Annotated in this window: 14 protein-coding genes; 3 read left to right on the top strand and 11 right to left on the bottom strand. The window is 52.1% G+C overall.

The window, feature by feature from the left end:
• Positions 1-163 precede the first annotated feature (163 nt).
• From BLQ36_RS12575 to BLQ36_RS12560, 4 genes are all read right to left on the bottom strand, one after another.
• Positions 164-655: an SH3 domain-containing protein gene (locus BLQ36_RS12575; RefSeq protein WP_318260989.1), complete on the bottom strand. Its 492-nt coding sequence runs from the start codon at positions 653-655 to the stop codon at positions 164-166.
• Positions 656-798: 143 nt separating this feature from the next.
• Positions 799-2,511, bottom strand: coding sequence for a phosphoenolpyruvate--protein phosphotransferase (ptsP, locus tag BLQ36_RS12570; RefSeq protein WP_074515916.1), 1,713 nt, complete (start codon positions 2,509-2,511; stop codon positions 799-801).
• A 170-nt stretch (positions 2,512-2,681) separates the two neighbouring features.
• Complete coding sequence (locus tag BLQ36_RS12565; protein ID WP_033170835.1) at positions 2,682-2,948, bottom strand: HPr family phosphocarrier protein; 267 nt, start codon at positions 2,946-2,948, stop codon at positions 2,682-2,684.
• 293 nt (positions 2,949-3,241) lie between these two features.
• The gene (locus BLQ36_RS12560) at positions 3,242-4,924 is read right to left on the bottom strand and encodes a sigma 54-interacting transcriptional regulator (protein WP_074515915.1); all 1,683 of its coding nucleotides are present in this window, start codon (positions 4,922-4,924) and stop codon (positions 3,242-3,244) included.
• Positions 4,925-5,177: 253 nt separating this feature from the next.
• On the opposite strand from BLQ36_RS12560, the gene BLQ36_RS12555 reads away from it, so the two are divergent.
• Positions 5,178-6,227, top strand: a complete 1,050-nt coding sequence (locus BLQ36_RS12555) for a hypothetical protein (protein ID WP_074515914.1) — start codon at positions 5,178-5,180, stop codon at positions 6,225-6,227.
• A gap of 27 nt (positions 6,228-6,254) precedes the next feature.
• Positions 6,255-7,205 carry a PRC-barrel domain-containing protein gene (locus BLQ36_RS12550; RefSeq protein ID WP_074515913.1) on the top strand — a complete coding sequence of 317 codons (951 nt, stop codon included), beginning with the start codon at positions 6,255-6,257 and terminating at the stop codon, positions 7,203-7,205.
• A gap of 74 nt (positions 7,206-7,279) precedes the next feature.
• On the opposite strand, the gene BLQ36_RS12545 is transcribed toward BLQ36_RS12550, so the two are convergent.
• The 7 genes from BLQ36_RS12545 to BLQ36_RS12515 all read right to left on the bottom strand — a co-directional run bounded on the left by BLQ36_RS12545 (position 7,280) and on the right by BLQ36_RS12515 (position 20,511).
• The gene (locus BLQ36_RS12545; protein WP_074515912.1) at positions 7,280-9,304 is read right to left on the bottom strand and encodes an OPT family oligopeptide transporter; all 2,025 of its coding nucleotides are present in this window, start codon (positions 9,302-9,304) and stop codon (positions 7,280-7,282) included.
• A gap of 195 nt (positions 9,305-9,499) precedes the next feature.
• Positions 9,500-12,982, bottom strand: a complete 3,483-nt coding sequence (locus BLQ36_RS12540) for an alpha-amylase family glycosyl hydrolase (protein WP_074515911.1) — start codon at positions 12,980-12,982, stop codon at positions 9,500-9,502.
• A gap of 89 nt (positions 12,983-13,071) precedes the next feature.
• Entirely contained in the window at positions 13,072-14,616 is a 1,545-nt protein-coding gene (locus tag BLQ36_RS12535) for an S-layer homology domain-containing protein (protein WP_074515910.1), read from the bottom strand.
• Between the two features lie 265 nt (positions 14,617-14,881).
• On the bottom strand, positions 14,882-15,655 hold the full coding sequence (locus BLQ36_RS12530) for an HAD-IIB family hydrolase (RefSeq protein ID WP_074515909.1): 774 nt from the start codon (positions 15,653-15,655) through the stop codon (positions 14,882-14,884).
• Positions 15,652-17,355 (bottom strand): glycoside hydrolase family 13 protein, encoded by a 1,704-nt coding sequence (locus BLQ36_RS12525; RefSeq protein WP_074515908.1) that lies wholly within the window; start codon positions 17,353-17,355, stop codon positions 15,652-15,654. Before BLQ36_RS12525 ends, BLQ36_RS12530 begins: the two co-directional genes overlap by 4 nt.
• 22 nt (positions 17,356-17,377) lie before the next feature.
• Entirely contained in the window at positions 17,378-19,495 is a 2,118-nt protein-coding gene (locus tag BLQ36_RS12520) for an alpha-glucoside-specific PTS transporter subunit IIBC (protein WP_074515907.1), read from the bottom strand.
• Positions 19,496-19,722: 227 nt separating this feature from the next.
• Positions 19,723-20,511, bottom strand: coding sequence for a MurR/RpiR family transcriptional regulator (locus BLQ36_RS12515; RefSeq protein ID WP_074515906.1), 789 nt, complete (start codon positions 20,509-20,511; stop codon positions 19,723-19,725).
• Positions 20,512-20,780: 269 nt separating this feature from the next.
• On the opposite strand from BLQ36_RS12515, the gene BLQ36_RS12510 reads away from it, so the two are divergent.
• A complete protein-coding gene (locus BLQ36_RS12510) occupies positions 20,781-21,689 on the top strand; it encodes a 4Fe-4S binding protein (RefSeq protein WP_074515905.1) in 909 nt (302 codons plus the stop codon).
• The last annotated feature ends 635 nt before the right edge of the window (positions 21,690-22,324 follow it).

Below are 22,324 nucleotides of genomic sequence, written 5' to 3'. Positions count from 1 at the left end.
TTAACTGTTTTCCAACTCTTAATTAAAAGGCAAAAATTTCTTGTAGCGGGTTGTCACCGGTGAAGCGTTGGTACTGTGTCCCCCGCCGCCGGCGACTTACCTCGAATACGAACTGGGTACTACTCCCCTGCAAACTGTAATTTTGCAGCCCTCTTTTCATCCCTCAGTCCAGATAATACGACAGGGCATACCCTAATCTGCCATTATATTCCACATAATAAAAGCCATTTCCCGCCTGTTTGACAAAGCGTACCTGTGCCCCTCGCGGAATGCGGGCTGCCACTGGTGCCTCCGTCGACGGTTCCGTGCGCAGGCTGATCCACTCATTGCAGTTGACCACGCGGTACAACGTCCATTTCGGCGTCAGATAGCTATAGAGAACATACCCGCGCCGTCCCTGATACCGCACATGCGCAAATACCATTTCCTTGTAACACGGGTCATTGTCATCGATAATCGTTACTTTCGCCCCCAGCGGAATCCGCTCGAGCGCCGGCGCTTCCGTCGAAGCATACGACCGCAGGCTGACCCAGCTTTCGCAATTGGTCACATACATGCCACCCTCGGTATTGATCCCGCGCATCGCAGCATCTCCCACCTGCGGAAAAAGCAGAAATCCGGCCAGCATCATCGTTGCCAAAAATACTTTTTTCAAAATCTTTTCCTCCCCTATTGCGATTCAATTTCCCTAATAACAATTCTTCATCAGCAGGCAAATCCCTGCAAAAAGCCCTTGGAAAAAGGCTGTGATTCCTTTTCCCAAGGGCTTCTATTTTTCAAGCGATATAAAGTTTGTTCTTACAGAACTTTTGCCAGATATGCTTTGATTTCGTCGCCATCTTCCATCTTCATGACGTCAGCCAGGATTTCCTTAGCCTTGATGGAGCTGATGTTGCGAATCTTCTCTTTGACACGCGGAATGGACGGTGCGCTCATGGAGAGCTCACTGATGCCCATAGCCATCAGCAGAACTGCTGCATTCGGGTCACTGGCCATCTCGCCGCACATACCTGCCCAGATACCGTTCTCCCGAGCGCTCGTAATCGTGCGCTGGATGAGCTGGAGGACAGCCGGGTTGAAGTGGTTGTAGAGATAGGAGATGCTGGCATTGCCGCGGTCGCAAGCGAGCGTGTACTGAACGAGGTCGTTCGTACCAATGGAGAAGAAGTCAACGTACTTAGCGAGTACCGGCGTCATAACAGCAGCTGCCGGCGTCTCGACCATGATACCAACCTGAACGTCATCAGCAAAAGCCTTGCCCTCATGGGTAAGTTCCACTTTAGCCTCTTCGATGAGCTCTTTAACTTTCTTGAACTCAGCGACATTGATGATCATCGGAACCATGATGCCGACTTTACCGAATTTACCAGCGCGCAGGATAGCCTTGAGCTGCGGCATGAAGAGGTCGCGGCGCTGCAGGCTGATGCGGACCGCACGGTAACCGAGGAACGGGTTTTCCTCTTCCGGAATGTTGAGGTACGGCAGCGGTTTGTCACCACCGATATCCATCGTACGGATAACGCAGAGGTTTCCACCGCATTTCTCAACAGCTTCCTTATAAGCCTTGAACTGGTCTTCCTCGTTCGGGATGTCCTGACGGCCCATGAATACGAACTCCGAACGGAACAGGCCAACGCCTTCTGCACCATAGGTCAGTGCGTTGTCAACGTCCATGTGCGTACCAATGTTAGCCATGAGGTCAACTTTTACGCCATCAGTCGTAACCGCCGGCAGATCCTTGAGCTGAGCATAGTGAGCAGCCATCTCCTGCTGCTTCTTGATCTTCTCATTGTACTCAGCCATCTCGGCCTCACTCGGATTGATGACAATCTGGCCTGCTTCGCCATCGATGACAACATGGTCGCCATCGGCAATCTTGTCGATGCGGTCTTCTTTGTTGAGGCCGACAATCGTCGGGATAGCACGAGCCTTAGCGATGATAACAGCATGTGCCGTCGTGCTGCCCGAGCCCAAAAGAACACCGGCAATCTTATCCGTCGACATGCCAGCGATAACGGACGGCTCGATTTCACGGCCGCAGAGAATTACCTTCTCATCGCCGATTTCTGGCTCTTTAACGCCGAGGATGTATTTTGCTACGCGCTTACCGACATCGCGCAGGTCAACAGCACGAGCAGCAAAATACTCATCGTCCATAGCCTCAAACATCTGAGCCTGTTCCTCAGCAGCCTTGAGAACTGCATGCGGTGCGCTCGGATTCTCATCGAGTTTCTCCTCGATTTTCTGCGCCATCATCGGATCCTGAACCATCATGCGATGTGCTTCCATGATAGCAGCCTGCTCAACCATCTCCTGTTTCTGCAGACGCTCAATGCTCTCGCGCAGAACCTCAGCAACAGCCGTCAGGGCTGCCGTAGCTTTTTCCTGCTCCGTCTCTTTGCTCTCCGGCTGGTAGTTCACGAGATAGCCGTCCAGATTCTGTCCAGCCAACATGATTTTACCAACTGCAATACCAGAAATTACGCCTTTACCGCGAATCGTCTCTGCCATTTTCTTTATTCCCCCTGAAAAAAAACTCTCTATCCATCCATGTGCCAATGATAAATGAAAGCCTTTTCTTTTACTATCGAAATATTACTAAAACTGCACGAAAAGCCTCCCCCCAGGAGTCCTCCCGGGAGAAGGCTATTCTATTGTGCAACATTGCTCAGCGCTGTGAATTATTCCTCACCGAACTTGGAAGCAACGAGATCTTTCAGAGCCTTAACTGCCTCAGCCTCATCCGGACCATCAGCAACGATCGTCATCTCCGTGCCCTTGACAAGGCCCATGCTCATGATCATGAGGATGCTCTTAGCATCAACCGTCTTGCCTTTAGCCTGGATCTGAACTTTGGATTTGAATTTCGTAGCCGTCTGAACGAAAATGGATGCCGGACGAGCATGAATACCAGTTTTGTTCTCGATCGTGATAGTTTCCTGAGTCATTATTATACCTCTCCCATCTAAAATGTAAAAAACTCTCTTTTTCCTGCCCCTGCAGGAGGTCAGCACGTTTTGACTAACTGCCATAATAATATGCAAGATGCGTGCCAACTTTTGCAGATTGGAAAAAATTTCTATATCTTTTCTCTGAACCCTTGTAAAATAAGGGTTCAGCAAAAGCCTAAAATTATATATCCATTTTCTCAAATAAATGGCGTTAATTGTTTTGGTAAAAAATACCAAAACAATTCAATATGTTGGTAAATTTTACTACCCATCGGTAAAATTTACCAACTTTATTCCACCAAACCGTATTTTCGTGCTTTTGCCGCCACTGTCTTATGCGTAATCTTCAGCATTTTAGCCGCTGCATTGAAACTTCCACACTGGTTCAGGGCATTGGCGATGATTTGCTTTTCATATTCTTCCCAGGGCAGCACAGCGGTATCCGCCGTGAAATGCTGCACTTCCCGTACAGCCATCTCGCCTTTTATATAGGAGGGAAGCGATGCAACGATAATCCGATCGCTGTCCATCAGTGTTATCACCCGTTCAATGACATTTTCCAGTTCGCGGACATTCCCCGGCCATTTGTAAGCCATCAAAACTTCCATCGCTTCCGGCGAAATCCCACGAACCCGCTTGCCACTTTCCACGCTGACCTTTTCAATGAAATGCTCCACCAAAAGCGGGATATCATCGACGCGGTCACGAAGCGGCGGCAGGCTGATAGGAATGACATTGAGACGATAGTATAGGTCATCGCGAAACGTGCCGTCTTTTACCATCTGTTCCAAATTGCGGTTGGTGGCCGCAATAATGCGCACATCAACATGTACGGTCTCTTCGCCGCCGATGCGGTCAAATTCCTTCTGCTGCAGAACACGCAGCAATTTCACCTGCATGTTCTTATCCATCTCGCCGATTTCATCGAGGAAAATGGTTCCCTTATCCGCCAGCTCGAATTTGCCCAGCTTGCGGCGAACCGCTCCGGTGAATGCCCCCTTCTCGTGTCCGAAGAGTTCTGACTCCAGCAGCGTTCCCGGAATCGCCCCGCAGTTCACGCGGATAAACGGCCCCCGGCGGCGTTCACTGGCATAGTGGATGCCCTCGGCAATAACCTCTTTACCCGTACCGCTCTCACCGCGAATCAACACCGTGGCCGAAGACCCTGCGGCCTTGGAGGCCAGCGCCAATACGTCGACAACCTTGCCACTTTTGCCGATATAATTCTTGAAGGCCTGGGCCGTCTTTTTGGTGCGCAGGAGCTCCTGCTCCAAATATTCAGCCCGGGCCGATACCTGGGACAACCGGGCCATAAGGTTCTGCAATTCCGTGATATCCTTGATGACCGACACGACACCGGCAATCTCGCCATCGACGAAAATCGGATTGACGTTGGCCACAACCGTAGTGCCATCCTTTTTGTGACTGATACTGCCGATGCGGGCCACGCCAGAACGCAATACTCCACAGCGGTTGCCATCGGGAGCCGTCTTGAAAACATTCTGCCCCACTACCATCTCTGGCGTTTTGTGAACAATTCGCAGATAGGAAGGATTTACATAGGTGATTTCACCTGTACGGTCAACAACACAGATACCATCCTGTACCGCCTCGAGAATCATCTGCAGGCGTTCCTGCATCAAGGCATTCTCATGCAGCAGCAAATCCATCTCGTGAATCTCCCCGGGAGAATTCATTTCGAAGTCACTTTCCAAGAAGCGGACCATCTCATAAACGGCCTGCCGCCCTTCATCTCCTTCGGCTGCCACAAAAAGCGAATCACCACAACTGATTTTGAGCGCCACCAATTTCATCAAACTGTGCATCTCGAACCGCTCGCTTCGCTCACTGCGAAGATATAGCGGCGTACCGTATTTCTTTCCGAGTTCCTTAGCCCGTTGCACAATCATCGCCGCAATGCGGGCATGGATGCCGCTGTCGTGATGAATTACAGCCTCTTGCTCAAACATCATAGTGAATCGTTCCTTTCTGTTCCCTCTATTATACTATAAAACTTCGTCAAAATCTGCCACAAACGCGAAAAAATACTCTTTCCCCGTCAGCTTTTTCCATCCGCGGTCCAGACGCAATTTTCTATTGTTTACACGTACCTCAACATGTTATAATAGTAGGGAAAATCTGCAAACGGCAGCAGGATTTTCCCCCACTATGTCGAATCTAGAAACTTAGTGGTATTATGCCCAAACACAGGAAGAGGTGAGCAACATGACATTTATCCTGGTAACGGGCTCCATTATGGCCGTCAGCATCTTCTTAATTTATCATCTCTGTCGCTTTATCGGCATCGAGATGAAATGGATTTCGTTAGTGCTTTGCGCCATCATGGCCTTCCTGGTAAATGCCGTGGCCATCTCCATGAGTCCCTTCCTTGACCCATCCCACTATATGCGGTTGGGAATACTCGTAATCGTAGCAGCCGCTAGTGTCACCTTTGTCAACGAACAGCTGCTGCGCCGTGGAGCAAAAGGAACCGACGCCACAGTCGAGTGTCCGAACGCCATCCCAGAGCCCATCAAGGAAGAACCCGTGCCGGTCGCTGAGATTCTCAGTACCGAGACAATCGCCGAAGCCGAAGAAAAGGCCGAAGCAGCCGTATCCGCCGTAATCGCCACCGAAGCTGATTCTCCAGCAGCGAGCACCAACGTGCCTGCCAAAGAAGAACCAGCACCGGCACCTGAAGAAAAAGCAGCCGTCGAGGAAGACGCTGCCGCCCGAGCAGCTAAAGCCCGGGCCGAGGCAAAAGAAAAAGCCCTGGCGCATGCCAAAGCCCTGCAAGCCGAAAAAGACGAAGCCCGCCAAAGGGCTGCTGCCGAACTCAAGGCACAGCAGGAAGCCAAGGCGAAACAGCAGGTATACGAACAGGAAATCGCTGCCCTGGATACCTTGGACAGTCTTCTCGACTATGCCTACGACAAAGCCCCGAAACTGCCGGACGCCGCTATCTGCGCCTATCGGCAGGCAATCAAGAGCTACCCCGAGGACAGTTACACACCGTTCCTCATCATCGAGCTCGTCAATCTTTATAAGGAACAGGCCAACTACCAAGCAGCCATCAAGGCTTATCACGATGCCCTGTCCCTTCCAATCATTGCATCGAACGATGACATGAAGCAGGAATTCATCAAGAACACCCGCTACCTGACCATCGTCCAGGATATATTATCCAAACATCACGCGCTCTCAACTCCGTTCCCGGATATCCCGGCGAACATCCTGCAGGAAATCGAAGCCGAATTCCAGCAGCAAAAAGAATAGAGCAGCTAATACAATGGAGGAATATTCATGAAGAAAAGCGTAGAAATCCTTGGCCTTCCAGTCATCAGCATCACCGAAGGCCGTGAGTTGGGCATGAGCAAAACCCTGCTCATCGATGCCAAAAATGGTACTGTCGCAGCCGTAACCATCGAAGACGAAGATTGGTACCGCGGTGTTAAACTGATTCCTTATGAATCCGTCATTGCCATCGGTGATGATGCCGTAACGGTTACCAACAGCGAGAACATCCTGAGCCTCTCCGATGCCGGCGACTTTGAGGCACTGCTCGATGAAAACATTCGCGTCATCGGCACCAAGGCCATCACGAAATCCGGTACCATCCAGGGCAACATTTCCGAGCTTTTCATCGGGGACGACGGCAAAATCGAAAAATGCGAAATCACTGCACCGGACGGAACGACTACGGAAGTTACCAGTGACCAGATTTCTATCTTTGGTAAACAGGTAACCGTCATCGATCCGAACGGTGAAAAAAAAAATAAGCCAGTAACTCCGGCAGCTGCTCCGGCTCCAAAAGCCGAAGAACCGAAGGCTCCCGAAGCTCCAAAAGCTGAGGCTCCGGCAGAAAAAGCTGCTCCGGCCAAAGCTCCGGAAGCTGAAGCACCGAAGGCCGCTCCAGCAGTAAAAGCCGAGCCAAAGAAAGAGGCTCCCAAAGCTGCTCCGGCACCAGCTGCAAAAGCTGAACCGAAAAAAGAGGCTCCCAAAGCCGCACCGGCACCGGCACCGGCACCTGCAGCACCTGCTGCTCCGGCTGCCGATGCAGCAAAACAGGCTGCTGCCGACAAAGCAACGGAAGAGCGTCATCGCCGCTTCCTGCTCGGCAAAAAAGCTACGCGCGACATCAAGATGGACAACGGCATCGTAATCGTACAGGCTGGCCAGGACATCACTGAAGAAGTCCTCCAGAAAGCCAAGCTCGCCAATAAATTCATTGAGCTGTCCATGAACGTTCGCTAAACAACAAAAACAAAGGCCGCTGACTCAACCGAGTCAGCGGCCTTTTTGCATCACTAAAGTGTCATTTATTAGGTTTAATTATTTTTGTTGCCGAGAACTACCTTGCCAAAAATCCCCAGCGTGATCAAAAATACCAACAAGCCCAGCCATTCAGCCGTATCGGCAAAATCCTTGCCGACGAGGGCCAACGGGCTGTCGCTGCCGCCGCTCGATACCGATACAACGATAATGCCGGCGAGAAGCACACCGATGATGGATTCACCGACAATCAAGCCAGAGGCAAAAAGCGTGCCGCGGCGCATGCCGTTCTTGCGGCCTTCTTCGCCCTTTTCTTTCCAAAGCTTTTTATTGAGGAAATAGCCCATAACGGCACCGATAACCAGCGGCGTCTGAACCGATGGCGGCAGATAGATGCCCATGCCAACGGCGAGCGGCGGCAGGCACAAATGTCTCGTGTGGCGTTTGAGTACCAGGTCGATAATTACGAGAACGACGCCAAGACCCATGCCAAGATAGATGTATTCCCATGCCAGCTGGCTGGAGAAAATGCCCTGCGCAATCGTCGTCATCAGGGCAGCCTGCGGAGCGGCCAACGCCTGGCCCGGGTCCATATCCGGACGCGGCAGTGCTCCTGGGAAGCCATAAGCCTCATAGAGAAGGTTCAGTACCGGCGCAATAACGAGAGCACCGACCACGCAGCCTAAAAGCAGGGCAACCTGCTGACGCCAGGGCGTAGCCCCGACGAGATAGCCCGTCTTGAGGTCCTGCATATTATCATTGGAAATGCAGGCAATCGCCATGATAATCGACGTGGTGAAAATAGCCGTTGCCGTGGCGAATTTCTCACCGCCCGGCAGGCTGAAAATGCCAAAGCTGGAGCAAAGGGCATACATGACAAGAGATGCCACGATAATGCCTAGAATGCCAATCCCCGAAATCGGGCTGGAAGACGTACCGACAAGACCTGCCATATAAGCGCAAGCGGCCGCCACAAAGAATCCCATGAGCACAGCCACCCCAACGCCCACCACGACGAAAGTGAGATTCTGTGCCATCGTCAGCCCCGCTGGGCTGACAAATGCATAAAAGATCCCCAGCAGGCCAACAACCGTCACCGCAAAAACCAGGCCAATGCTCTTGATGGACATGTCAATATCCATGCGGTGCTTTCCCTGTTCAGCCGCTGGCATATTGAGTGCCGCAATGGACTCTTTGACACCATCGATAACCGGTTTTGCCAGCGTCAATAACGTCCAAACAGCCGCAACGCCCATAGCGCCAGCACCAATCAAGCGGACGCGCTCCTGATAGACAGCGCCGGCAAACTTCTGCAGCGTCATGCCATCCGGCACAGCGCCCGTAATCGTATAGAACGGCACAAAGCCCGCCCAGGCAAGCAAAATGCCAACGAGCATGGCCAGACCAGAGGCAATACCAATAAGATAGCCAGCACCAACAAGAGCCGTGGAATAACCAATGGGGAACTGCGTCATTCCCTTCCCCACATGGAACCAGAGGGAAAGCCCTCCCGAAAGGACCTGGAAACCATTGGAAAACAGCGCCACGATACCAGCGACAATACCGCCGGACATGATTTCTTTCAAGCCACTGCCCTGTTTGGAATCCTTAGCCGAATTGCTGCCAACCTTCAGGATTTCAGCGGCAGCCACCCCCTCCGGATAGGCCAAATCACTATGCACCACCATCGCCCGGCGAAGCGGAATCGTGAACAGTACCCCCAGGCACCCGCCGCAGGCCGATACCAACAGCGTCTGCCAGAACTGGAAGCCCTGCCAATAACCAATCATCAGCATACCCGGGATGATAAAGATGATAGCCGAAAGAGTACCAGCCGCCGAAGCCTGCGTCTGTACCATATTATTCTCCAGGATATTCGAATCTTTTGCCATCTTGAGGACGGCCATCGAAATAACCGCCGCCGGGATAGCCGACGAAAACGTCAAACCGACCTTCAAGCCGAGGTATACATTTGATGCCGTAAAAATAACCGTCAAAATAGCACCAAGCAGCATACCACGGACCGTAAGTTCAGGCAGACGCAACTCATGCTGCATAAACTCATTGTCTTCTTGTTTCATATAGAATGCTCCTTCTACAACGTATAGTTCCTCTGTATGTACATCTGTAAAGTACATCAGTATTGAACATTATAGCACATAATTCCTTATTGTTAAAGGTTGATTATATGTATACATGTAACGGCATTCACAAAAAAAGCTGCCAGGAACAGCTTTTCCTCTGTTCCCGGCAGCTTTTTTAAATCAGTTCTCTCATCAGTTAACCATCATAACGGCCTGATTCTCTCCCAACCGGAAGGAAATTTCCCCGTTTTTGACCGTTGCTTTGATGCCCGTAAGCTGGTCTTTCAACACAGTACCATCCGCAGCGGCAACCTTCAAGGTAACCTGCTGGGCTTTGCCATTGTTAAGGGCTACCACGCCGACCTTGCCCGAACCATCGACAGCCTTGCGCTGGTAAGCATAGATATTATCCTTAGCCATCAAGGTATCGAGGTCACCCAGCGCAAAGACATTTTTGTTCTTATTGCGCGCGGTAATTGCCTTCTTGTAGAAATTCTGCAGGTCCTTATCCTCTTTTCCCCAGGGGAAGGTGCGGCGGCAGTCCGGGTCCTTGGAACCAAACTGGCCGGCTTCATCGCCATAATAAACCGTCGGCATGCCGGGATAGCCCATCTCAAAAGCCACGGCCATCTTGAGGCGGCTCTTGCCGAGTTTATAGTCAAAGTCAGACTTCTGCGCCTGCGTCACGCCATCTTTGCCACCACCATAGGTGTAGATAGCCCGCGCTGTATCATGCGAATCTACGATATTCATAAGATTATAAAGCGCTTCTTGCGGATAATTCTGGCGCAGCTGCATGAGCACATCATCCGTATCCTGAGCCTTGCCCCCCATGACAAAGTGCATCAGCGTATCGGAAAGCTTGTAGTTCATGACCGAATCCATGGAATCGCCCATAAAGAACTGGGAGCCATCCTGCCAGATCTCGCCCAAAAGCAGCGGCGTATCGCCACTCTGCGTCTTGACGGACTTGACGGCATCACGGGTCTTAGCCCAGAATCCCGGCGGAACTTCCTTGGCAACATCAAGCCGCCAGCCCGACAGGCCATAGTCAAACCACTTCATGATTACACCCTTATCGCCGTTACGGCCATAGAGCAGATAATCGCCAAGGTCCGTATGGTCAGGCGTCGTCTTGTCATAGCCTGGATAGTCCTTGTCACGGAACGGCGCAAGGCTCGAGAAGCTCTGCCAGTCATGGTAGGCGTATTTATCGCCCATCTCATCATGGGCCTTGACGTTCTTGATGTCGAACCAATTCTCCCAATGATACGGGCTGAACACCTGGCCTTCGGCCTCGAGTTGTTTTTTGGCCTCAGCCTTAGCGGCATCCAAGGACAGCCCCTTGCTGTTCTGCAGGTCATAGATGCGGCTCCAATATTCATAGGCCCCCACCGTCTTGTACTTACTATAACGGTCGAAATAGATGGAATCATCCCCGACATGGTTGTAAACGCCATCCATAATGAGGTGCATACCGCGTTTCTTCATCTCCTCGGCAAGTTTCTGTAAGTCCGTGAAATTGCCGAGGAACGGGTCAACGGCATCGTAATTACGCGCATCATAGTGATGGTTGGACGAGGCGGCATAAATCGGATTGAGGTAGATAGCCGTTACGCCCATGCCTTTGAGATAGTCGAGTTTCTTCGTGATACCGGCAAGGTCGCCGCCATAGAAATCGTTGCAATCCCACTTATCGCCATCGGCGGCACCAGCGCCAGCGTTAGCTGGCAGCGTATTCCAGCTGCGATGCTGAACCGGCTGCGTGCCGCGCGCCGTATCGCGGGCATTGTCGTTAGACGGGTCGCCATTAAAGAAACGGTCCGGGAAAATCTGGTAGCAGACGGCTTCCTTCGCCCAAGCCGGCGTCTCAAAGCCTTTCTTGTAAGCCGTTACCTGGAAGTATTTCGTACCGGCGAGCTTTAACTCACCTGTGCCGCCAGTCTTGGTGTCATCCCCGTATTCCTTCGTGTCATTGAGGACGAACTTATAACCATAAATCCCATAGTCCTTCGGAGTAAAGCTTCCCTGCCAGATATCCTGGCCGTTCTTGGTGCCAATTTTCTTCATGGAGTAATACGTGGTGGTGCCAGAGTCGTAATCCGGATTGTACTCATCGCCGCCCTTAGTCGTCATAGCGGCCTTGGTGACCATGATTTTGGCCGACTCCACATCACCGGCCCCCGTGCGGATTTTCAGCGTTACGGGCGTGCCTTCTTCCACGGCCCCCCAAGGACTGCGCTCCTCCTTATTCCAGCTGTCATGGACGACCTTATCGGCGCGGATACTGCCATCATCGGCAATAATGCGCTTCTTCGCCGCATCATAGTAGAACGTGACCGTTGTCGTCTTGGCAATATGGACAGCCTGGGTAATCGGGGTCTGCCCCGCCTGCGTGACCTTGACCGTATAATTGCCAGCCGCCACTTTGGCCTCCGTCTGGTAAAGCCCCGACAGCATCAAATCATACATGGTGCCATCCGTAACGCCGGCAATTCCCGAAAGTCTCGGCAATTCGCTAGCGTTTAACATTTTATAATTATGGCTGTCGGCAATGCGATGGGTCTTGTCGTTGTAATAGAACGTAACCGTCTCCGGTTTGTCGAGCGTCAACGAAACATTCGCACCATCGGCTATGCCGTTTAGGCCATAGTTTTCGGCCCAGCTGCCATTGATGGCAATCTTATAGTTATAAGTACCCGCTGGCATATTCTTAATCGTAAACGTGTAGAAACCATGGTCGCCCGCCGTCATCTTCGTTGCCATATCCGACGGTGCCCATTTGGCCGCTGCGCCGCCTAAGGTCTGCAAATCACCGCAAAGCACGATTTCGCGCTGGTTCGCAAACTTGGCCTGCTCAGCCGCCTTGCCTTCATAATCGTAGGAAATCGCATGCGTCTTTTCGTCATAGCTAAAAGTTACTTCGTGGTCAGCAGCCAGACGCAAAGCGATATTGCCGCCATTAGGCTGGCCGTCCTTGCCGTAGTTCACATCCCAGGAACCGCCCTGCGCGACCTTGAAATCGTAATTGCCAGCTTTGAGCTTGCCCGTGAAAACGCGATGGCCCTTGCCGTCAGCTTTCATAATCGTCTTGGCGTCAGACGGGTCCCAGTCCTTGGCCGCCCCCAAAGCACTCTGCAGGGAACCGACGAGTACAACATCCTGCGCACCAACGGCACCGGCAGGCGCTGCCACGGCGGCTTTGGGTGCCTCAGCCTGAGCTGCTGCTCCCTGCCCTTCATAACTCACCTTTGTCTCATGGGTCACGCTGTCATACGTGAACGTAACTTCGGTATCCTTGGTGAGCTTCAGCTTCATATTGGCACCATCAGAAGCCCCATCGGCGCCGTAATTCTCACTCCAACTGCCGCCGATGGCAATCTTGTATTCATAATTGCCTTTGGGCAGTTTGCCCTTATATTCATAGATCCCTTTGCCGATTGGCGTCATCTTCGTCTTGCCATCAGCAGGTGCCCAATCCGTACCAGCACCGAACTTCGTCTGTACCGTACCCACCAGCACGACATCCGTCGGTCCTACTGCGGCGGCCGCTTCAGCCACGGAAATCGAAAAGGCCGTCGGCATCATATCCGCCGGAGCCACAAAGGGAGCGGCCATAAGACTAAGCGTCAGCGATACACCCACTGCCCGTCCTAAGAGTTTCTTGCGATTCATATCGATATAGCCCCTTTCAATAGGGCACGAAGGCCTCCTCCCATAGAGAATGCCTTCGTGCGTTACTATTTTATTATGCTGTCAAACGATTAGAAATGGAAGTCGAGCATGCTGCGCAGGATATGGCGTTTGACCGGATTGTTCCAGGTAATCTGCTCGGAAAGATGCGGAGCCCAGAGGGTCTCCCACTCGACGTTGTGTGCTGGTACGCACTTGAAGCCGAAGTACCAGCCACGAATACCATTCGTGAAGGTCGGCTCGCGCGTGGACCACTCATCATCATGACCGAGATCCGCGAAAGCGCCGAGGTTCATCCATTTCGCATAGAGCCCCCACGTACCAACCTTGTTGAGGTCAGTACCACGATAATCGAAGCGGACAGCGAGGTCACGGTCGCCATGGCCATAGTTGCCTGTCTGATTCGTGAACGCCTTGACATAAGAGCCCGTAACCTTGAAGTCCTTGAAGAGCTTCACAGCGAGGTCAGCATTCATGAAGCCCGACGTATCATACCAGTAGCCATCATTATTGTTGTTAAACTTATGACCCACGATGCGTGTATACCCGATGTTGGCATCAACATACTTGCCAAGCGGCCCCCAGAAATCAAGCGTTGCGTTGACTGGATTGCGGCGCGCATATACTTTCGCTCCAACGAACTCATAACCATCCTTAGTTGCATTTTCTTTATATTCTAATTCATATTCCGTTGCATCCGCAGCCGATTTCCAGTACTGAGCACTCATCCACCAGCCATGGCCATGCTCAATTGGATGATAGGTCTGAATGCCATCAACCTGACCGCCGAGCAGAAGGTTCTGCATGCCGATGCCGTTCCACTTGCGGCCGATGTTCGTGTACCAATCATGCTTCGGTCCAAGCTGTAATTCAACCCAAATGTTAGAAATGGACCCATTGTGGTTCGTATCCATGTCCGGCATGTCCCGTAATTCGCCAGAAACTGGCGTTCTGATAAAGTCACCCCAAGTAGTGTGGTATTTCACACTCCCTGTCGAATCTCGGACAGTAACATTCCTTGCAACGTATTCTTTATCACTATAGCGTGCATTCTTCTCGATAGTAAAGCGAGCAACCGCATGATCATTGATCTTCATCTGTCCTTCAAGATCCATATAGAAGCGGTTGTTATAATCGCCATTTTTTTCCGTTGCCCACTTGCTATAAATGGACTCATGCTTCAGCCCATTGTCATCACCGGCCTGCACGCGCGCCATACCCCAAACCTTGAACTTATCCGTCTTGGCGTTGAGATCCTTGATGGCCTTCGTGTTTGCGTCGACTTTTTTGTTCAGGGTGTCGAGTTCGCCGGCGTATTCTGCGGAGAGTTTGTCCAGTACAGCTTTGTCCCCGAAGCTGATGTCTTTTTTCTGCATTGCTTTGGCTACGACGCTGGCCATCTCATAGCGGGTCATCGAACGGCCGCCCTGGAAGGTGGAATCCCCCATACCATCGATTACGCCCTCTTTGGCGAGGTAATCCAGTGCTTCATAAGACCAGTGATTTTTCGGCACATCGCTGAAGCTGTCAGCCGTTGCCGCCATTGCCGTAGCACTGAAACCAGTGCTGAGAGTGAGTCCCGTGAGGATTGCCAAAGCTTTTTTGTTGAGTCGCATTTTCCAAAACTTCCTTTCCCTTTGCTTAGCTTTATCAGTATTATCTGTTTCCGCTAAACATTCTCACAATTTACCTTATATGAGAAGAGATTTCCGTATCTGTCCATGTTCCGATATGAAAATCTCTACACATATTCACTTATTTATGTATGATTTCAGAATGATGCCGTCCGGCGTATTCTGTTGTCAGCGTTGATGGCACACAGCAAAGGGACGCTCTGTGCCATCTCGTTAGGATAAGGGGTTATATGTTTCCTGGGGGAAATTAAATATTCGCTTCCAACATGGCACCGACACCAGCATACGCCTTTTGGGCGCGTGCTTTAATGGCATCTCGGGCCGTTTCAACGGTAAATCCATGGAAAGCTTCTATCATGGGCAGGTCGTTGATTTCGTCACCAATGGTGCAAATCTCCGCACAGTCCCAACCCATGAGTTCTAACATCTTGCGGATTCCCTGTTCCTTGCTGATGCCCTTCGGCGTAATGTCGAGGCTGCATCGGTTCGGATAAGCATGAATCACATCGCCATAGCGGGCATTGAGGATTTCGCCCACCTCGGCGGCTTCACTTGCCTCCGGATAGCCCAGGGAAAATTGATGAATCTGTGGCAGGCTCATGATGTCCTGCTCCGTAATCATTTTAATCTTGAAATCCCACTGCTTTGCTTCCCGCGAAATCCACGAACCCTCACGCTCATGGTAAAGGTACGTGGTATCCGCTGCCGAAAAGGCGAAGTGGAAGGAGCGGCGTACACCAGGCTCCTGGACCATTTCTGCCAGCGTCTTGTGCGGAATCTCGCCCTGCCAGAGCGGCGTGCCGTCAGCCCGGCAGATGAGCCCGCCGTTATTGCAGACGGCATAGTCAGACTCGATGTCATAATGCTTTAGCTGTGGCGCCAGCATGCCGTAGTCACGGCCCGTGACTACGCCAAACTTATTGCCAGCCGCCCGCCAGCGGCGGATTCCTTCCACATCAGCCTTAGCAATCACTTCATTGCGGAACAGCGTTCCATCGTAATCACTGGCGGCAATCTTCATTTTGCCTCTCCTCCTTTCTCAGTTTCCATCAAATAACAAACGGCTTCATAAGGCCGCAGAACACCTTTGGCACTACCCTCCTGGGAGGATATCAAAAGATCTGCACCTGCTAATTTCTTGGCATCATAGAGGACTTCATAGCCACTGAAGTTAGCCAGAGTCACCACTTGGCGACAGCCGAAGCGGCGGCGGAAGGCGTAGACGTCGGGATTATCCGGCAAAAGCTCTGTGTAGTCGCCCTGCTGGAGAACCCCAGCTGCATCGCCATTTGCCCGGATGCGGGCTAATTGGCGATAGTAAAGCAGCGTTGACGTTTCGTCTAGTGCTTCACTTTCCACGCAGCAGCTCCGATAATCGTCATGTACCGGCAGCCAAGGCGTCCCCTTGGTAAAACCAGCCTGACGGCCCTTAGTCCACTGCATAGGCGTGCGAGCATTGTCCCGGCTGTACCGATGGATGACTTTCATGGCCTCCTGGGGCGTCACGCCCTCCTTCAAGGCCAATTCATACTGCCCGTGGGAGGAAATATCGTTGTAATCTTCGATGGAGTCCCAAGCCACATTGTCCATGCCCAGCTCCTGTCCTTCGTAGATGAAGGGCGTACCGCGGAGCGTAAAGAGTACCGTCGCCAGCATCTTTGACGTAATCTTCGGGTCCGAATCATCGGGGAAGAAATGCCGCACACTGCGGAACTGGTCGTGATTCTCGAAGAAAATCGGATACCAGCCATTGTCAGCGGTAGCCTGCTGGCTGGCCGAAAGAACCGCCTTGAGTTCCTTTACCAGCTCCGGTTTCCAGCCCGTAGCATGGCACCAAAGCTCACCGTCCGGGAACTCCAGATTCGTATGGCTGAACTCGAAGAGCATATCAAAGGCTCCCTGATCGCCAACCCAGTCTTTAAGTTCTGACGGCTCGACGCCATTGGCTTCCGCCACGGTAAAGATGTCGTGTCCATCGAAGACTTCCCGGCGGAACTCGTGGAGGAAATCCAGGATTCCCGGCGTATCGGCAATCATCGAATGGATGCTGACCATGCCGTCGGCACTGTCTGGCTCCCCATCGATAAATTCCTGGGGCTTTTTGATATAGACGATGGCGTCTATGCGGAAACCGCCAACGCCCTTGTCGAGCCAGAAATTTGCCGCCGCATAAAGTGCCTGCCGCACCTGGGGATTTTCCCAGTTGAGATCCGGCTGGGCCTCGGCAAAGGTATGCAGGTAATACTGCTGACGCTCTTCGCACCAAGTCCAGGCACTGCCGCCGAAAATCGAACGCCAGTTGGTGGGCGCCGAACCATCGGGCTTAGCATCGCGCCAGATATACCAGTCCGCCTTCGCGTTATCCCGGCTTGCCTTTGATTCTTCAAACCATTGATGTTTATCGGATGTGTGGTTATAGACCAAATCCATGACGATGCGAATATTTCGCTTTTTGCCTTCGGCAATAAGCTCTTCCATATCTGCCATCGTACCATAGGATGGGTCAATCGCGGTGTAATCGGCAATATCGTAACCATTGTCTACCATCGGCGACGGGTACACTGGGGTGAGCCAAACGGCTCCCACCCCCAATGTCTTCAAATAATCCAACCGTTTGGTGACGCCGGGGATATCGCCCTGGCCGCTGCCGGTAGTATCCAAAAAACTTTTGGGATAGATTTGGTATACTACCGTTTTCTGCCACCATTTCATGTCTTTCATGATATCGTACCTTCCTAGGGGATTAGAACGTCAGAATCGGCGTTTCATCAGCGGTAACCTGCTGATCCGGCTGTTTCTTCATCTGCGGATAATCACTGGAGTTCGTGACCGCCATGATAACCGTCGTCTGATAGCCAGCCTCCTTGATTACCTGTGGATCAAACTTGATGAGCGGATCACCGGCTTTGACCTTCACGCCCTGCTTCGTGAGCAGCTGGAAGCCACGGCCGTTGAGTTTTACCGTATCAATGCCGATATGAATCAAAAGCTCAGCACCGTTGTCCAGGCGAAGGCCGATTGCATGGAGGCTTTCTTCCATGACCATCGTGACTTCCGCATCAGCCGGAGCAACTACCGTATCTCCCGTTGGTTCGATGGCCACGCCATCTCCCATCATCTTATGCGAAAACATCTCATCATTGACTTCACTCATATCGATAAGGTGCCCCGAAATGCAGGCATTGAGTTTCATCGCCAGGCTGGGCATTGCGGGCTGACTTTTTGCCTCTTTGGCTGCGCAAGCCTCCTCCGTGATGGGCTCGCCCTTCAGCAACGCATCAAAATAGCAGCGTACCTGCGGCACGGAAAGGCCTACGATTACCTGGATCGCACAGCCATTTTTAACCAGGCCGAAGGCGCCAGCCTTGGTGAATTTCGATACCGGTTTAACCTTATCCGGGTCGGCTACCGTTACGCGCAGGCGGGTTGCACAGTTCGTGACCTCCTGGATATTCCCCGGACCGCCCAGGCAATCCAGGAACACCTTGGCTTTAATGGCCAGGGCATTGCCAGCAAGACCCATATCTTCCATTTCTTTTTTCGCCTTATACTCGTCTTTGGAGAAGAGTTTATCTTCCACATCATCCGCCGTACGGCCCGGCGTTGCATAGTCGAACTTCAGAATCATAAAGCGGAAGACCACGAAGTAAATTGCCGTAAAGCAGAGGCCAATGCCAATCTGCATGATGTAGGTACCCGAATGATACGGGAACAGCGGAATCCAGTTCTGCACGAAGCAGTCGATGAGGCCGCCGCCAAAGTTACCAGCCAGGCCGAAGAAGTAGAGCGTAGCCGAAAGGGTTGCGGCCAGCAGCGAATGAACGAGATAGAGAAGCGGTGCCACAAACAGGAACGTGAACTCCAGCGGTTCCGTGATGCCGCAAAGAACAGCGGTAATCGTCGCCGGAATCAAAAGCGCAGCCGTCTTCTTTTTCTTCTCCGGCTTCGCGCACATGTACATAGCCAGTGCAGCTCCCGGCAGACCGAAGACCTTGGCACTGCCATGCAGGGCAAAACCGCCCTCCGGGAACATTTCTTTGAGGCTCTGGGCACTCGTAGCAAAATCATTAAGGTGCTGGAGCCAATACTGCTGGATACCACCATCGCAGACGGCGGGGCCAAAGATAAAGGGCAGATAAATAAAGTGATGCAGGCCTGCCGGCAAAAGGATTCGTTCCGAGAAGGTGTAAGCCCAAACGCCGACGATACCGCTGGATTTCAGGAAATCCTGGAAGTTCATGATACCGTGCTGGATAGCCGGCCAAACGACACAGAAGAGCAGGGACAGCGGCAACATCACCGCAAAGCCAACGGCTACAACGAAGGCCGGCCCCTTGAAGATTCCGAGCCAATCGGGGATATCCGTATCATAGAACCGGTTGTGGAGCCAAGCCGTCACACAGGCGATAAAGATGGCTCCGAGCATGCCCATGTCCAACGTCTTGATGTTGGCAATCATAGCCAGCCCCGTACCAGCGCCGGCGTTCTGGCTGTAATCCACACCGAAGAACGCACCGTTTAGCGTCAGGATACCGGAAATGAAGTAGTTGAAAATCATGTAGATAACGAAGGATTCCATGGCACAGCGCGCCGGTTCTTTCTTCGCAAAACCAATCGGCACGGCAATGGCAAAGAGGATTGGCATCTGGGAAAATACCGTCCAGGCCCCCTGCTCCACCACAAACCAGAAGTCATACCAAAGAGTTCCTTTTGCAGCCAGGCTGCCGAGCAGTCCCTCGTTCTTGCAAACGATAGAAACGGCTACCATGATACCGAAGAATGCGAACAGAATGACCGGCGTATACATGGCGCCGCCAAACCGCTGCATCCCCTGCATGATGCGGTCTTTACTCAAGGACATTTCTTATACCCTCCCATTTATCTGTCTTGAATCAATAAAAGGATTGCTACCGAACATTCGGATGTGTTGGCATCCTGCCCTGTACACCCTGTAAGATATCTTGTAAACCAAGAATACAAAAAAAAGGCCGCGAACGCAATAGGTTCGCGGCCTTTCGGCATTTTACCCCCAGGCCGTACCTTGGTACATTTCCTGTACTTTGGTACACGCCCGCGCCCCAGCTGGGCTCACAGGATATCCAAGGATTTCTTTTCCAAACTTGCACAGTAGATGCGGTACTTGACGTACCAGATTTCCACCAGCATGAAATAGGGCATCATCGACTGGAACGCCGTATGCTCATCATCGTTATCGTAAATCTGGAAACGGGCTGGCGAAACGTAAAGATTGACCGTAGACAGACTGGCTAGCGTATTGTCATGGAGCTTCGTAATCGATATCAGCGGCAGCTCCCGAAGTTGCAGCTGGCGGGCAAAATCTACCACCGCCGGCGTCTCACCGGAAAGGGACACGAAAATAAACAGGTCATCCTTCGTCGTATTGCGGATAACAGAACGAAACTCCTCATAGCCCCGAATCTCGTAAATCAGCACGTTATCGTAAAAGAAGAGGCGCTTCAATTCCTGTACCACATTGCTCTGTACGTACCCCGAAGCAAAGGCATAGACACGGTTTGCCTCCCGAACCAGCCGGCTGGCACTGTCGAAATTCCGCGCAAAGATTTTCTCCCCAGTCTGGGTATAGAAGGCCTGCATATCCTGCAGCACATCCTCATGATAAAAGGACTTTGCCGGCTCCTCCATCTTCATGACAGCCTTGAGTTCCCCAAAGCCATCAAAGCCCAGCTTTTGCGCAAAGCGGACAATCGTCGTACTGGACACCGCACAGGCTCTGGCCAATTCATGAATCGAAATATGACGGGCCTCGCTACGATGCTGGAGAATATACTTCCAGACAACCAGGTCCGTCTCATTCAAATCTTTCCTATGATGGTTGATGATTTCTTCCAAGCGCATCGCCGATTCCCCCATTCATAGAACTTATTATAACATAAAAAATGCCCGTTCCCAAACGAAACGGGCAGCAGCACATTCAAAGACTTGGTTAATGCCCTTTAGCTGCAGAAGGCATGGCTTTTCACTTATACAAAACGCCAAGGTAATCCACAAGCTCTTGCTCGTCTGCTGCTATGCCAAAGACGACGCCAGCAATACAGCTTTGGCAAAAAATAAACAAAGGGGGTATAATGGCATCGTATACTAATTGATGAAAGGTGGCTAAAACCATGGCTAAGCGCGAAATCGACCTGAACCGCTGCCTGTTTCACTATACCAACGTGACCTGCAACCGCTGCGAAACCATCTGCCCCAAACAGGCGATAAAGAACCGGGAAATTGACGCCGAAAAATGCGATAACTGTGGCTTGTGTACGGCCATTTGTCCCACCGGCGCCATTCATAGCGATACCGATTACGACAATGCTCTGACAGCGGTACAAAACCTGGAACCTCAGGTGCTCATGTGCCAAAAAGTCAGCCCTGGCAGCATGCCCTGTCTCGGTGCCCTTAATCGCCGCCTGCTCTGGGCACTGGCCAGCCAAAAGCCCTTAGCAATCGATACGTCCCGTTGTGCCAGCTGTAATCCGGCGGTTGCCAAATGGCTCGAACAGGAGATTGACGCCTGTAACGAATCCCTGCAGGAAGCGAACAAAGCACCGTTAAAATTAGTTCGGGTGAAAGCCGCGCCTGCGCCAGCTCCCTCAGTCCCCCGGCGCTCCTTCTTCCGGTCGCTCTTTACTGCCGCCAAGGAAGGCGCCACCGAAATTGCCGCCGCGCAAGTCGAGCACCGCTACGCCTTTGACCCGGTCATCTGGCTTGCCAAACAAGCACCGCCTATCGATCCCGCCGCGATTTTCCCCGGCCTGACCCTAAAAGCTCCCTGCAACAGCTGCGGCCTCTGCACCATGCTCTGTCCAGAAAAGGCCCTCACCCTGACCCGCGCATCGGAACAGGGCTCTGCCTGCCTGCAATTTTCTCCCATAAAATGCACGGCCTGCGGCCTCTGCACGGGCAACTGCCCCCAGCAGTCGTTGAAGCTACTGCCCAGCTTTCAAGGAACAACTACCTTCCCGCTGGACGGCCAGCAGCCCTCACCAACTTCCCCTTGCGATAGCTTCAAGCTCTCCCGCGGCTAAAATCTGCAAAAAAAGGGGCTGTGAAATTACAGTTTGTAGGTTCGTATTAGCGAGTTCGTGTTCGAAGCAACTCGCCGGCGGCGGGGGACACAGTACCAACGCTCCACCGGTGACAACCCGCTACAAGAAATTTTTGCCTTTTAATTAAGAGTTGGAAAACAGTTAAACGCGCTTCGCTTGGACGAAACTGCTTTTCCAACGAGAACGCAGGCAAAAATTTCTTGCTTCACGCGGAACGTCAAGGCTACGCTTATGGTACTGGGGCCCCCGCCGCCTCGGTTAGAGTCGTCACAAAACTGCCTTCCCCTCTGGGGGCAACGAAGTTGCGGATGTCCGGTGGACATCCCGGGCGGTGGGCGCGAAGCGCTCGGATGAAGTCCCTTTATACGCATTACGATAAGCATAATAGCTTAAGGTGCTACCTCATCCGCCCCTGACGGGGCACCTTCCCCAGAGGGGAAGGCTTTTTGTTCCAAAAGTCAGCCGCCGCTAGGGGCAGTGCCATAAACGAAGCGTTTGATGTTTTTCGTGAAGAACGAAATTTTTATCCTCACCGTTCGTCGAAAAATTGCTACCGTTCAAGCGAAGCGCGTTTTGCAACTTTTTCGATGCCTAATTAAGGATAAAAATTTCGT

The organism is Selenomonas sp. WCT3 (assembly GCA_900100835.1).
Lineage (GTDB): Bacteria > Bacillota > Negativicutes > Selenomonadales > Selenomonadaceae > Selenomonas_A > Selenomonas_A ruminantium_E.
The sequence above is the reverse complement of the archived record's forward strand: the minus strand, read 5'-3'. Positions and strand labels throughout refer to the sequence as shown.

Excerpts from the sequence above, each read along its gene's own strand:
- BLQ36_RS12560 (WP_074515915.1), bottom strand. The coding sequence starts at position 4,924 with ATGATGTTTGAGCAAGAGGCTGTAATTCATCACGACAGCGGCATCCAT.
- BLQ36_RS12525 (WP_074515908.1), bottom strand. The coding sequence starts at position 17,355 with ATGAAAGACATGAAATGGTGGCAGAAAACGGTAGTATACCAAATCTAT.
- ptsP (WP_074515916.1), bottom strand. The coding sequence starts at position 2,511 with ATGGCAGAGACGATTCGCGGTAAAGGCGTAATTTCTGGTATTGCAGTT.
- BLQ36_RS12530 (WP_074515909.1), bottom strand. The coding sequence starts at position 15,655 with ATGAAGATTGCCGCCAGTGATTACGATGGAACGCTGTTCCGCAATGAA.
- BLQ36_RS12565 (WP_033170835.1), bottom strand. The coding sequence starts at position 2,948 with ATGACTCAGGAAACTATCACGATCGAGAACAAAACTGGTATTCATGCT.
- BLQ36_RS12540 (WP_074515911.1), bottom strand. The coding sequence starts at position 12,982 with ATGAATCGCAAGAAACTCTTAGGACGGGCAGTGGGTGTATCGCTGACG.
- BLQ36_RS12545 (WP_074515912.1), bottom strand. The coding sequence starts at position 9,304 with ATGAAACAAGAAGACAATGAGTTTATGCAGCATGAGTTGCGTCTGCCT.
- BLQ36_RS12535 (WP_074515910.1), bottom strand. The coding sequence starts at position 14,616 with ATGCGACTCAACAAAAAAGCTTTGGCAATCCTCACGGGACTCACTCTC.
- BLQ36_RS12520 (WP_074515907.1), bottom strand. The coding sequence starts at position 19,495 with ATGTCCTTGAGTAAAGACCGCATCATGCAGGGGATGCAGCGGTTTGGC.
- BLQ36_RS12555 (WP_074515914.1), top strand. The coding sequence starts at position 5,178 with ATGACATTTATCCTGGTAACGGGCTCCATTATGGCCGTCAGCATCTTC.
- BLQ36_RS12515 (WP_074515906.1), bottom strand. The coding sequence starts at position 20,511 with ATGCGCTTGGAAGAAATCATCAACCATCATAGGAAAGATTTGAATGAG.
- BLQ36_RS12550 (WP_074515913.1), top strand. The coding sequence starts at position 6,255 with ATGAAGAAAAGCGTAGAAATCCTTGGCCTTCCAGTCATCAGCATCACC.
- BLQ36_RS12510 (WP_074515905.1), top strand. The coding sequence starts at position 20,781 with ATGGCTAAGCGCGAAATCGACCTGAACCGCTGCCTGTTTCACTATACC.